At 30.2% G+C, this 13,585-nt stretch carries 12 protein-coding genes; 8 read left to right on the top strand and 4 right to left on the bottom strand.

Translation table 11 applies throughout. The annotated features are described in order from the left end of the window. Position 1 precedes the first annotated feature (1 nt). Both GQS57_RS08210 and GQS57_RS08205 read right to left on the bottom strand, forming a co-directional pair. Positions 2-739: a LytTR family DNA-binding domain-containing protein gene (locus GQS57_RS08210; RefSeq protein ID WP_165732304.1), complete on the bottom strand. Its 738-nt coding sequence runs from the start codon at positions 737-739 to the stop codon at positions 2-4. Then, positions 739-2,589, bottom strand: a complete 1,851-nt coding sequence (locus tag GQS57_RS08205) for a histidine kinase (RefSeq protein WP_165732302.1) — start codon at positions 2,587-2,589, stop codon at positions 739-741. Before GQS57_RS08205 ends, GQS57_RS08210 begins: the two co-directional genes overlap by 1 nt. A gap of 182 nt (positions 2,590-2,771) precedes the next feature. Between GQS57_RS08205 and GQS57_RS08200 the strand changes: the two genes are divergently transcribed. The 7 genes from GQS57_RS08200 to GQS57_RS08170 all read left to right on the top strand — a co-directional run bounded on the left by GQS57_RS08200 (position 2,772) and on the right by GQS57_RS08170 (position 9,547). Further along, on the top strand, positions 2,772-3,113 hold the full coding sequence (locus GQS57_RS08200) for a DUF3703 domain-containing protein (RefSeq protein ID WP_165732300.1): 342 nt from the start codon (positions 2,772-2,774) through the stop codon (positions 3,111-3,113). Positions 3,114-3,350: 237 nt separating this feature from the next. Further along, positions 3,351-3,890 carry a sigma-70 family RNA polymerase sigma factor gene (locus GQS57_RS08195; protein WP_165732298.1) on the top strand — a complete coding sequence of 180 codons (540 nt, stop codon included), beginning with the start codon at positions 3,351-3,353 and terminating at the stop codon, positions 3,888-3,890. Positions 3,891-3,958: 68 nt separating this feature from the next. After that, a complete protein-coding gene (locus GQS57_RS08190; RefSeq protein WP_165732296.1) occupies positions 3,959-4,849 on the top strand; it encodes a dienelactone hydrolase family protein in 891 nt (296 codons plus the stop codon). Between the two features lie 173 nt (positions 4,850-5,022). Next, on the top strand, positions 5,023-5,844 hold the full coding sequence (locus GQS57_RS08185) for a class I SAM-dependent methyltransferase (RefSeq protein ID WP_165732294.1): 822 nt from the start codon (positions 5,023-5,025) through the stop codon (positions 5,842-5,844). An 89-nt stretch (positions 5,845-5,933) separates the two neighbouring features. Beyond that, positions 5,934-7,388, top strand: a complete 1,455-nt coding sequence (locus tag GQS57_RS08180) for an NAD(P)/FAD-dependent oxidoreductase (RefSeq protein ID WP_165732720.1) — start codon at positions 5,934-5,936, stop codon at positions 7,386-7,388. A 363-nt stretch (positions 7,389-7,751) separates the two neighbouring features. Further along, on the top strand, positions 7,752-8,816 hold the full coding sequence (locus GQS57_RS08175; protein ID WP_165732292.1) for a sensor histidine kinase: 1,065 nt from the start codon (positions 7,752-7,754) through the stop codon (positions 8,814-8,816). Beyond that, positions 8,813-9,547 carry a LytTR family DNA-binding domain-containing protein gene (locus GQS57_RS08170; protein ID WP_165732290.1) on the top strand — a complete coding sequence of 245 codons (735 nt, stop codon included), beginning with the start codon at positions 8,813-8,815 and terminating at the stop codon, positions 9,545-9,547. Before GQS57_RS08175 ends, GQS57_RS08170 begins: the two co-directional genes overlap by 4 nt. 81 nt (positions 9,548-9,628) lie before the next feature. Here the strand turns inward: GQS57_RS08170 and GQS57_RS08165 are convergent, their stop codons facing one another. Then, a complete protein-coding gene (locus GQS57_RS08165) occupies positions 9,629-10,780 on the bottom strand; it encodes an adenylyltransferase/cytidyltransferase family protein (protein WP_165732288.1) in 1,152 nt (383 codons plus the stop codon). A gap of 193 nt (positions 10,781-10,973) precedes the next feature. Between GQS57_RS08165 and GQS57_RS08160 the strand changes: the two genes are divergently transcribed. Beyond that, complete coding sequence (locus tag GQS57_RS08160; protein WP_165732285.1) at positions 10,974-11,438, top strand: glycine--tRNA ligase subunit alpha; 465 nt, start codon at positions 10,974-10,976, stop codon at positions 11,436-11,438. 85 nt (positions 11,439-11,523) lie between these two features. On the opposite strand, the gene GQS57_RS08155 is transcribed toward GQS57_RS08160, so the two are convergent. Then, positions 11,524-13,488, bottom strand: coding sequence for a YgiQ family radical SAM protein (locus GQS57_RS08155; RefSeq protein ID WP_165732283.1), 1,965 nt, complete (start codon positions 13,486-13,488; stop codon positions 11,524-11,526). Positions 13,489-13,585 lie beyond the last annotated feature (97 nt).

The following is a 13,585-nucleotide window of genomic DNA, read 5'->3' as shown; positions in this document are numbered from 1 at the left end:
TTTATAACGTATCTAAAATCTGTTTTAAGTACGATTTTTTACGTGTAGCAACAGGTATTTTTTCACCGTTTGTTAAGTAAACAGTGTTGTTGGCGTTAATGGTTTTTATGTATTTTATATTTACTAAATGTGATTGATGTATGCGCACAAAGGTGTGTTCACTTAAAATATTCTCGTAATATTTTAGATTACGAGCACTCATTATTTTTTTATCAACAGTATGAAAAATAGTATACGCACCATCAGACTGACAGCGAACAATGTCTTTTGTTTGAAGAAAATATTGTGCATCCGCTGTTTTTATTAATAAGGTTTTATCAATTTCTTTTTTATTAATTTCAGAAACTTGGTTTAATGCATTTTTATAAACTTGTTCTTTTTTAAAACCAACCCTAAATCGATCTATACACTCTGATAGTTCTTCTGAATCGATCGGTTTCAACAAATAATCTATCGTATCAAACTTTATTGCTTTTATAGCAAACTCATCATAAGCAGTAGTAAAAATTATTTTAAAAGCAATACTATCTAAAGCTTCCAAAATCTGAAAAGCATTACCACCAATCAACTCTATATCTAAGAAAACTAAATCTGGAGTTTCTTCTTTTAAAAATGAAATAGCTTCTTCAACATTGTCTATTTTAGCCACAACCTCAATGTCTTTTTGAGTATAGGTCATCAATTTATCTAATGTATTTAATGCATTAAATTCGTCTTCTATTATAACTGCTTTTATCATTAAAGTTTTAATTTAAAAAATACTTTTGTTCCTGAGGGATTATTGTTTTTATCAAATAAATCTTGAAGTATAAACGATTTTTCTTCTCCCTTTTTCCTCATTTTTAACCGCTCCTTAAAAATAGTTGTTGCATGTAGGTCTTCCGTTACTTCTTCTTCTTTTGCTTTTGCAGATCTCCCTACTCCATTATCTAAAATAACAAATAACAGCTCATCTCCTTTTTTTTCTATTTGAAGCAATAATTTACCATCCTCTTTTTTCTCTTTTAAACCATACTCTATAGCATTTTCTAAAAAAGGTTGTAACAACATTGGCGGCACTTGTATCTTAGAAACATCCATCAATTGATCTATTTCTATTGTATACGAAAAAACATTATTAAAGCGCAATTGTTGTGTTTCTATATAATTAGAAATCATGGCAATTTCTTTATCTAAAGAGATTGATTCTTTTCTAACATAATCGAAGTTTTGCCTAATCAACTTAGAAAACTTAGCAATATAATTAGATGATTTTATAGCATTTCCTTCTAAAGTTATATTCTGAATAGCAGCCAATGTATTGAATATAAAATGTGGATTCATTTGTACACGCAACAAACTTTGCTCTAACTTTGATGCTTTATTAGCTGCTCTTAACTTGGTATTATACACATAAAAAGCCGTTGCAATCGCAAGAAATATAAACAACAAAATAGTACTTATTAAAAGCCACTGATTTCTGGTATTTATTTCTTTTTGATGATTTATTTCAGTTTCTTTTTGTTTAACTTCATAATTAACATTTGCAAAATTTAATAGTCTATCTTTTTCTAAAGCACTCACATTCAACTGCAAGCTATCTCTAATTATTTGGTTATCTAAAGCCTTAGCATAATCTCCTGTCAGAATAGATATTGCAACCAATTTATCCCTTACCTCTATTTCTTCTTTAACATTTTTATTAGCAACATAAATATCTAATGCTTTGTAATAATTAACCTGTGCAGAATCATTCTTAGATCTTAATAAAAACAAATTCCCCAAGCCTTTATAAGGCGCAGCATTTACAGCTTTTATATTGTTATTTAAAGTAGCAGCACCTCTTAAAAACTTCTCTGCATTTTCATATTTATTAGCTTCTATATAAGTAAAGCCAATATTATTTAGAATACTCGCTAATATTTTAGGGCTTTTTTTAGATTGACTTAAAGACATCGCTTCAGCATAACTATTTAAAGCTTTGTTATATTCCTTTAATTGTAAATAAACACTTGCTTTGTTATTCTTTATAGAGATAATAGAAGCAGTATCAATACCCTTAGAAAATAAGCTGTCTGTTACATTTATGTAAGACAATGCTTTGCTATAATCTTTTAATTTATAATGAAGATTAAATAGTTGATTATAAGCTTTACCCTCTATTCTTTTATCCTCTATTAACTTTGCCAAATGCAATGCTTTAAGCGCATATATTTGCGATGTTTCTACATCTCCCATATGTAGTGAAGCTCCACTTAATGTTATCAAACTACGCCCTTGGTTATAAATATCATTTAATTCAACAAATAATTTATAACACTTTAAATGCGTATTAAATGCTTCTTGATATTTAAAGTTTATATATAAAAATTCTCCTTTTTTAAACAGCAACATTGCACGTTCTAAAGATGTTAAATCTTTACTATTTTGTAATAAACTATCTAATTCTAAAAAAAAATCTTCTGTTTGTGTTTGCGTAATACTATCTAAGCTAGCTAGTTTATTTTTTATATTCGGGCGAATAACATCTTGTTTGGAACAAGCTAAAAACAATAGTAATAAAGACATCGCAAAACTTAATTGCCATAATCTTTTCTTTTTTAAAATCATAAAAACTAAAATAGAAAATGTTTGAATAAGCTAAAATAAGCAATCATCAATACTCTAATAAAAAAAATACTTTTATTTTTGTTAAACCAAACATTTTATTGGAGCAAAATGGTAATTGATAACAATATTTTTTTTAGATTTTCTGCATCTTTATAGATAGCGCTTTGTCTATTAGAAAAAATATGAGCAATCAAAAATTGAAATCAGAATTCAAGAACCAATTAAATATCGTAAAAGTAGCACTAGCCAAAAAGCAGTATAAAACGGCTTTTTATCATTTAGAAAACGCACATATCTTAGGACAAAATAACTTGTACAGACATACTTTAAGTCATTATTACATGTTGATATTGGGTTGTAAAACAAAAAACAGTAAAGAAATTATTGGGCAAGTCTTAAGAATTTTTGCATCTATTTTGTTTACATTAATTTGGGTTCCTATAGGCAATACAGGCGGTACCAACATATCTCCAGTAAAAAAGAATCATATTAGAAAAGAATTAAAAAAATATTTCTTAAATTAATGCATCTTTTTAAATGATACTCCGTCTATTAGGTGAACATTAAAATAGAATATCATGAAAAATACAAACTGTAACTGTAATTGTGAAGGTTGTAAAACCGGAGATTGTAAAAATTGTACTTGTACAAACTGTACTTGTAACAATTGTAATTGTTAAATAACTGCCATTCCGAATTAAGTTTTGATAAAAATTTTGATTCTTTAATTCGGAATGACATTTTAGAATAAAAAATACTGTATGAAAACAAAACAAGTTTGGACTTTATATTCTGAAGATTTAAAACGATTTATTATCAGCAAAGTAAAAGTCACCACTATTGCAGATGATATTTTGCAGGATACTTTTATTAAAATCCATACAAAACTACATACCTTAAAGGATATTAAAAAGCTAAAACCTTGGTGTTTTACGGTTGCTAGAAATTCTATTTTAGATTACTGGAGAACTAACAATAAAACTTTTGAAATTGCCAATTTTGAAGCTGAAACTAGTATTTTAAAAGAAGAACATACAGAACAAGACTGTTTAATAGGCATTTTAAATCATTTACCAAAAAAGTACAGAGACCCATTATTTCTTTCGGATATAAAAGGGATGAAACAGCAAGAGGTTGCAGATCAATTAAAACAGTCTTTACCAACTACAAAATCTCAAATACAACGTGCTCGAAAATTAATTGCAGAGGGCTTTATGGATTGTTGCGGTTTTGTTTTAAATGATGATGGTAATTTGGTTGGAGAAATTAAGGAAAAAGAAGATTGTAAAGTTTGTAAATAAATTAACCATAAACATCATCTTATTATTTATCTTAGTTTAAATTTAACAAAAATTAAAATACCCCAACTATGGCAGCACTTAAAAAAGAAGACATTAGTCAAGAAGTATTTGACTTATATGACGACTATGCACATAACAAAATAGACAGAAAGCAATTTCTAAAAAAACTATCCTTATATGCTGTTGGTGCAATTACATTGCCAGCTTTATTGAGCTTTATTTCTCCTAATTATGTAGATTCTATTTTGGTAGAACCTAACGATCCTAGATTAAAATCTGAAACCATAAATTATGCCTCTCCTAAAGGTGGAAAAAAAATGACAGGCTTACTCTCCATTCCTAAAGATCCAAAAGGTAAACTACCCGGAATTATAGTTGTCCACGAAAACCGAGGATTAAACCCGTATATAAAAGATGTTGGCAGAAGAGCTGCCTTAGAAGATTTTATAACCTTAGCGCCAGATGCACTTTCTCCAATGGGAGGTTACCCTGGTAATGATGATGATGGTAGAGATATGCAAAAAAAGAGAGACCAAGGCGAAATGCTAGAAGACTTTATTGCTGGCTACAACTACCTAAAATCTCACAAAGAATGTAACGGAAAAGTAGCAGTCGTTGGTTTCTGCTTTGGTGGTTGGATTTCTAATATGATGGCAGTAAGAATACCTGAATTAGCAGCTGCCGTTCCATATTACGGAAGGCAACCAGAAACAGAAGATGCTAAAAAAATTAAGGCTCCTTTACTATTGCAATATGCCGGTTTAGACAAAAGGGTTAATGATGGTTGGCCTGCTTTTGAAAAAACTTTAAAAGAAAATAATATTGAACACGAAGCACATTTTTACCCTGAGGTAAACCATGGGTTTCATAACAATACAACACCTAGATATGATGAGGCAGCAGCTGATTTATCTTGGAAAAGAACCATCGATTTTTTTAACAAGCATTTAAAAGAATAATTTTATCGTTGCAAGGAAGAATAGTATAAAATGTATTTATTTACAATCGTTTCTCAATTTATAATGAGAAACGATTGATAAATCTATTCTTTAAATAGATTTTGCCTCATTCTTTCTTCGGAATGACAATTTAATGTTTATAATTATTTACTTTTATCTTTTAAACATTTAAGGTGAAAAATAAAACTCTTATCAGTAAAGAATTAGACAATTTTTACAACAAAGCTTCAGAAGAAACCAGACTAGAAAAAGGAATGGGAATTTTTGAATTTGAACGTATTAAAGATCTCATACAATTACATATTTCCAACCCAAAATCTAGAATTATTGATGTTGGTGGTGGAACCGGTAAATATTCTGAATGGTTGGCAAAAAATAATCATACTGTTCATTTAATAGAACCTGTTTTAAAACATATAAAATTGGCTGAAAAAAGAGCCAAAAAACTAAAAAACCCTTTTTCTGTTGCTATAGGTGAAGCTAAAAATTTACCTTTTGAAGACAATGTTGCCGATTTGGTAATTTTACACGGACCTTTATATCATTTACAAAAAAGAGAAGATAGAGTTGCGGCCATTCTTGAAGCTAAAAGAGTATTAAAAAAAGGCGGAATTATTTTAGGTTTTGCTATTAACGCAACTGCCTCTACCGTTGTTGGTTTAATGAATGGAATGATTCATGCAAACTCTTTCTTTAATATGTGCAAGGAAGAACTTACTACAGGAATTCATGATGCGCCTAAAGATTTTCCTTTTCTATTAGCAGATGCTTTTTACCACAAACCAGCAGGATTAAAAGCGGAGTTTCTAGAGCAAAACCTCAACTTTATAAACCTCTTTGCCGTAGAAGGAATGATTTGGTTAGACAATGAATATTTTGCAAATATGTTAGATAAGAAAAAATCGAAAACATTAAAAGCATTGCAAAATCTCACTCAAAATGATGAGTATTTATTACCTTTTAGTCCGCATATGATGATTGCTGTAAAGAAATAACTTCGTTTCTATTTTAAAAATTATATAAAATAAATCTGCCTCAGAGATAATTAGAAATAGTCTTTAGAAAAATCTATAAACTGATAAAAATAACTAAAGTGACAGATAAAGAAGTCTATTGGGGAGTTTGCAAAACTTGTAAAGGCACGGGAAAAAAAAGGAAAAGTCTTCCTAAAAAAACACGAATCCATTACAAAAAAACATTAGAACAATTTGAAAAGTCTAATGGAGAAATTACCGCTCCGGTTTTACCTAAAGGACAACTAGACACCTGTGTTAAATGTAAAGGAACTGGACTTATTGAATCTAATACCTTACCGACTGTAGACAAAGAGAACTACCCACATATTGCAATTATTGGTGGCGGAATTGGAGGTGTTGCACTCGCTATTGCCTGTTTGCATCGCGGAATCCCTTTTACACTTTATGAACGAGATGTTAGTTTTAATACTCGCTCTCAAGGCTACGGACTTACCCTTCAACAAGCAAGCAAAGCAATGGCTGGTTTAGGTATTGTAAATTTAAAAGACGGAATTACATCTACCAGACATGTAGTTCATACTACCGAAGGAGAAATAATTGGCGAATGGGGAGTTAGAAAATGGGGAAGATCAGAAACAAAAACATCGCCAAAACGGACAAATATTCACATTGCAAGACAATCTTTACGTTTGGCTTTGCTAGAGCAGTTGGGCAATACTGATAGCATAAAGTGGGGACATCAATTATTAAATTACAAAGAGTCTGAAGATGAAAGTATTGATCTCAGCTTTAAAGTAAACCACAAAGTTAGAACAGAAAAAGCAGATCTAATTGTTGGTGCAGACGGAATTAGAAGTACTGTAAGAAAACAGTTAATTGGCAATCATGTTTCTCCTTTACGCTACTTAAACTGTATCGTTATTTTAGGTATTTGCCCTCTAAAGAATCTAGAAGGAATTGTAAGCCCATTATTAGATTCCGCTACCGTTTTTCAAACTGCTAATGGTAATGAACGCATCTATATGATGCCTTTCGATTCGGATACCATCATGTGGCAACTTAGTTTTCCTTTATCAGAAAAAAAAGCAAAAGAACTTAATAGTAAAGGAGCTAAATATCTTAAAGAAGAAGCCTGTAAAAGAACGCAATGGCACAGTCCTATTCCACAAATTGTTACTGCGACCAATGAAGCTCAAATATCAGGTTATCCTGTTTATGACCGAGAATTACTAAAACCCGAATTATTAGAAAAAGGTTCTAAAGTAACACTAATTGGAGATGCAGCTCACCCAATGAGTCCATTTAAAGGACAAGGAGCAAACCAAGCTTTGTTAGATGCTTTATCGCTTGCACGAAGCATTACTAAAAACTGCAAACAACTATCTAAATGGAGAGAAATTGGACTACGAAAAAGTGTGCTCACTAAATTTGAAGCTGAAATGATAGCTCGCAGTGCTTCCAAAGTAAAAGATTCCGAAGAGGCTGCAAAGTTATTACATTCAGAAATTGTACTTTATAAAGGAGATGGACCGAGAGGCAAACATCGAAAGAAAAAAGGATAATAATTTTTAACCTTAAAACGCGAAAACATACTTAAAAAAAACACTGACAATCAGAACACTAAGATGTTTATTGTAAAACTTATCATTCTTTATTTTATTGATTAGATGAAATTCCCGTTGCTCACATTCAAATTACCGCTTATCATATTATCAAATTAAAAAGTAGTTTACTCACTTACATTTACCAAACCATTCTAAAAACAATAAATTATGATTGTAATTGTAAAAGCAGTAATAGAAATAGTTGAAAAAACAATTGAATTTGTTTTTCAAGTATTCTTGTGATAAATTCATTCAATAATTGATAAAAAAAAATTAAAATTAGATTTAATTTGTAAGTTAGACAATTAGAATACTTAATACATGAATTTATCTTTAAAAAGATTTTATATACTATTCAATCTCATTGGGTGGGTCCTTTTATTTACAGCAACATTGGCTGGACCAAAACTATTTCTTTCTGGAACTATCTTAGCTCCTGAACAGATATTATATTATTGGCTAGAAACTATTACATGTGCACTGCTTGCTTTTACGCTAACATTTTTAATCTCTTTTTATGTTGATAAAAAAATTAATTTTAACAGCGACTGGAAGCCTATTACTTGGAAAATTCTTCTAATTTTTACAATTGTACAAGCATTATACTCCTTATTTATCTGGCCTATGTTAGATTTTGTTCAAGAGTACACCAATTACGAATCTGCTCAGATAATGACTTTTGTAGGTAAAATATATAATGTTTTTTATTTTTCTACCTTATTTGTAATCTGGCTTTTTGTTTTTTTAACCATTAAAATTTACCATCAATTAAAAACGGTTCAGATAAAACAGTTAGAATTAAAAGCTACCCTAAAAGAATCTCAATTAAACACTTTAAAAGGACAAATCAATCCACATTTTATGTTTAACAGCTTAAATAATATACGTGGGCTGATGCTAGAAGATGTTGATAAAGCAAGAAATATGCTTACTAGCTTATCAGAAACTTTACGCTATTCTCTTACAAAAAGTGTTCTAAATTCAATTTCTCTAGAAGATGAATTAGAAATGGTAGAAAATTACATAGAAATTTCTAAAATTCAATTTGAAGATCGTTTGCACTTCGAAACTCATATTGATAAAAATTCTTTAAGCAAACAAATTCCACCAATGATCATTCAAATGTTAATTGAGAATGCATTGAAACACGGAATTTCTAATTTAAAACAAGGAGGTAAAATAACCCTATCGACCGCTATAGAAAGTAATCATTTGCAAATCGAAGTTATAAATTCAGGTACATTACAAAATACTAAAAAAGGTACTCAATTAGGAATAAAAAATATTAAAAAGAGGTTAAAACTACTCTATGGAGAAACTGCTAATTTTAGATTAGTAGAAATAGAAAATCACGTAATTGCCTCTATTAAAATTCCACTAATATGATAAAGTTAAAAGCAGTTATTGTAGAAGATTCTCGTCTAGCTCGTAATGAGTTAAAAGAACTTATTAAGGTACACAAGGAAATAGAAATAATAGGAGAAGCTGAAAATGTAGATGATGCTTTTAAATTGATTAATAACACAAAGCCCGATCTCCTTTTTTTAGACATCAATATGCCAGAAAAAGATGGTTTTGAACTCTTAGAAATGTTAGATGACGTACCTATTACAATTTTTACCACTGCGTTTGATGAATATGCAATTAAATCTTTTGAATACAATGCTTTTGACTACCTATTAAAACCAATTAATCAAAAACGATTTTCTAAAAGTATTGAGAAAGTAATTGAAAGTATTAGTAAAAATGAAACAACTACTATTACTAAAAATGAGAATGCTTTAAGTTTAGAGAAACAAATTTTTATTAAAGACGGAGAAAATTGTTGGTTGGTAAAATTAAAGGATATTTCGCTATTTGAAATTGTAGGCAATTACACGCGGGTTTACTTTGATGGGAAAAAACCATTAATTTACAAATCATTAGCACAAGTAGAAGAAAAACTACCAACAGAAGTGTTTTTTAGAGCTAACAGACAACAGATTATCAACATTAACCATGTTAAAAAAGTGGTTTCTTGGTTTAACGGAAAGTTAAAAATAGAAATGAATTCTGGCGAAGAAATAGAAATTTCTAGAAGACAATCTTACTTATTTAAAGAACAATTGAGTTTCTAATTCAGTTATTTTAAAGCAAAAAAAAAGTTTTTCATCCTTTAAAAAAAGGATAAAAAACTTTAATTGTATTTCGTATAAAAACTATAAAGCTTCTTTTCTTCTTACTTTAATTTTCATTGCACCTTCAATAGGTTTGTCAGAAACTAAAATTAAATATCCTGCTCCTCCAGCTCCTGCTAGTTTCCAAGCAAGTGACTTTTCTTTATATTTTTCTATTTCTTTAAGAATTCTATCATTTACCATTGCTGGGAACATTTTTACTTGTGCATCAAATGACTTTAAAAATGCTGCAGAAAACTTTTCTAAATCTTTATTTTGAATCGCATCCCAAACTTCCTCAGAAGCATTTGCTAAAGACTTTACATTATCTTCCGTAATATAGGTTTCACCTAATAAGTCTAAACCTTGTTCTCTAGGCCATAATAATACCATCTGAATATGATCTTCTAACCAACCTAAAATAGATTCATCATGTACAGATTCAAATTGAGTTGGCCAATAACCATCATTATAATAATGTCTAACAAGACCTGGCATACAAATACCTATTGCATCTTGAGCTCCAGAAACCATGGTAGAACCTGGTGTATTTTCAAACTTAAAAAGTATTTCTGCTAATTTTTGTGGTTTTTCTAACGGTAAATAATGAGGCCATATTTTTTTTGCAGCATTTCTAGTAGAAGTAGACATTCCGCAACGTTCATTATACTCAATAATTGGTTCTAAAGAAAGTGTAATTGCCCAACCTGGGTGAAATTTAGATACATAAGGTTGATCGATCCATGTACCTCCAAGATCTATTCTGTAAGGCAAACTACAATTACCTCCGGTTCTTAAAGAAGTGGTAGATCTTTCTGGTAAACCTGCATCCGGAATTCTTTTCAAGTTTTTTAACTCAATATTTAATTCGTCACACAATTCTTCTTTTGCAGGCGAAAAACCATCTTCATTTACAATAAAGTAATCTGGTTTTAATGCTTCTAGATCTTCTTTAAAATCTAGCATTCCAGAACCAGAGTTCACAAAAGCATTTTTTACATATTTAATTGCATTAATCATATAAATTCTTTCTTGTTCAGAATTTATAGTATGACGCCCTTTTAATTCAGACACAGTAGCATCGGAACCAATACCTACATATAAATCTCCATATGTAGAAGCTTCCTTAAAAAATGCAATATGCCCACTATGTAGCATATCAAAACAACCTGATACAAATACTTTCTTTTTCATCAATTATAACTATTTTTTGTAATTCACTCTATTTGAACAGTAAAAATACTGCATTTATTTTAAAAGGTAACTTTCTTGAACTAATTTTCATTAAAATCAGAAAACCCATTATAAACATTTACATTATCTTTATATTCTATGTTACTTTTTATAATTTTACGTGTCTAATAAGTAACAGACATAAAATACAATCATGAAAAAAATACAATCCCTATTAGTTTTAATATTTCTTTTTTTAGCAGCAACTTCTTACGCACAAGAAGTAGTCTATAAAGACACAACATATACTGTTAAAAGGAAATCAATTTATTTAGCAAAAGTAGATGTAACAAAAACCTTAAAACCTGAAAAAGTAAATGAAATTTTTGCTATTCATAAAATAAATGAAGACAGAATAGAAGCTGCAAAAAAAGCAGAGAAAGAAAAAAAAGCAACCCAAAAGAAACTAAAAAAAGCTGAAAAGGCGTTAAAGAGTAAAATAAAAGCTCAGAAAAAATTAAGCAAAGCAAACGACAAACTAGAGAGTGGTATTAAAAAATACAATAAGCTTAAAAAGAAAGGCGACTTATCTCCTAATGACGACCAAAAATGGTTAGATAAAATAAAAAAGCTAAAAAAGAACGTTACAAAAGCAGAAAAGAATTTTAAAAAATCATAACTGATTATTTAAAAATTTCTTATTCGTAAAAAAGGTCTGGTTTATAATAAACCAGACCTTTTTTTGCTATATAATTTTATAAATATTACCTCCTTCTTTTTGGAGCTCTACTTACTTTTTTCTTTCGCTTATTAAAAGGAACAGGAACTGCATCATCAAAAGTATTTTTTACTTCTTTTGCATTTTTATTCTTTTTCCAAGAATTATTTTCTGGTAATAATTTTTGTAATAAATCTTGTCTTCCTACTTTATTTAACGTGTTTTTAATCCAATCTTTATTCTCTTTCTTGTACCAAAAGAAAAATTTATGTTGATCTTCACGCTCTTTTTTAGATTTCGGAGTTTTCGTTGGTTTTAAAGTATACGGATGATATCCTGAATAATAAATTACCGTTGCAACCGTCATTGGTGTTGGTGTAAAACCTTGCACCTGTTCTAACTGAAAGCCCATATCCTTGGTTTCTGCAGCTAAATTTGCCATATCTTCCACCTCACTTGCTGGGTGACTAGAAATAAAATAAGGAATCAACTGAAGATTCAATTTCTTCTTAATATTTATCTTATCGAAACGCTCTTTAAACATATGAAAATATTTAAAAGACGGCTTACGCATCAATTTTAAAACAGGATCAGAAGTATGTTCTGGCGCAACTTTTAATCGACCAGAAACGTGCTTTGTCATTACCTCTTCAGTATATGCATCTAACTCCTTTGGATCTGCATTTTTATTAAATTCAGGCACCAACATATCATGCCTAATTCCACTTCCAATAAAAGATTTTTTAATCTTTGGATGCTTATCAACTGCTTGATATAATTCTGTTAAAGGTTTGTGAGACGTATCTAAATTAGAACAAATCACAGGCGATATACAACTAGGCGCAACACATTTGTCGCAAATAGACTGTACCTTTCCTTTCATCTGATACATATTAGCAGAAGGTCCACCAATATCAGATAAATACCCTTTAAAGTCCGGCATATTTGCCACTTTATCAATTTCTCTTAAAACAGACTCCTGACTTCTACTTGCAATAAACTTTCCTTGATGCGCAGAAATTGTACAAAAACTACAACCACCAAAACATCCTCTGTGAATGTTGATAGAAAATTTTATCATTTCAAACGCAGGTATTGGCCCACGTTTGTTATATTTTGGATGTGGTAAACGTGTAAAAGGCAAATCGAAAGAACCATCAATTTCCTTTTCTGTCATTGTTGGGTAAGGCGGATTAATCACCAACGTATTTTCTCCTACTTTTTGTAAAACTCTACGTGCTTTTAACTTATTAGATTCTTGCTCTATCACTTTAAAGTTAGAAGCAAATGTCTTTTTATCCTTTAAACAAGCTTCATGAGAATTAATTGTAACATCTTCCCAATCATTTACAACGGGTAATTTTTCAACCTTCTCATTAACGTAAATAGCTGTTTGTTTAATATTTTTTAAACTAGAAAAAGGAACTCCTTTTTGCAATAATTCTACAATTTCTCGCAAAGGCTGCTCCCCCATTCCGTACACCAACATATCTGCTTTAGAAGTCTCTAAAATACCAGGCAATAACTTATCAGACCAGTAATCATAATGTGTTACACGTCTTAAAGAAGCTTCAATTCCACCAATTAAAACTGGCACATCCGGAAACTTATCTTTTAATATTTTAGAATATACAGATGTTGCATAATCGGGTCTAAAACCTTTATCTCCATTTGGCGTATACGCATCTTTATCCCTACTTCGTTTACTTGCGGTGTAATTAGAAACCATCGGATCCATACAACCACCAGTAACTCCAAAAAATAAACGAGGCTTCCCTAATTTCTCAAAATCCTGTAAATTATCGTTTACACTTGGTTGCGGCACAATAGCCACTCGCAATCCATAACTCTCTAAAATACGCCCAATTACTGCAGGCCCAAACGATGGATGATCTACATAAGCGTCTCCGCTAAATAAAATAACGTCTAACTCTTCCCAACCACGAATTTTAACTTCCTTGTTTGTTGTTGGTAACCAGTCGGTTAATTGATGTTTTTTTGGTTCTTGCATAGTTTGCAAAAATACAAGAAATTTTATTGAATAAACACTTATTTTTCAAATCTCTCTTAGAATAGTATTTGAAGCTATTTCCTGCTTTACACACTCG

The sequence above is a fragment of the Polaribacter sp. 20A6 genome (assembly GCF_011378915.1).
Lineage (GTDB): Bacteria > Bacteroidota > Bacteroidia > Flavobacteriales > Flavobacteriaceae > Polaribacter > Polaribacter sejongensis.
The sequence above is the reverse complement of the archived record's forward strand: the minus strand, read 5'-3'. Positions and strand labels throughout refer to the sequence as shown.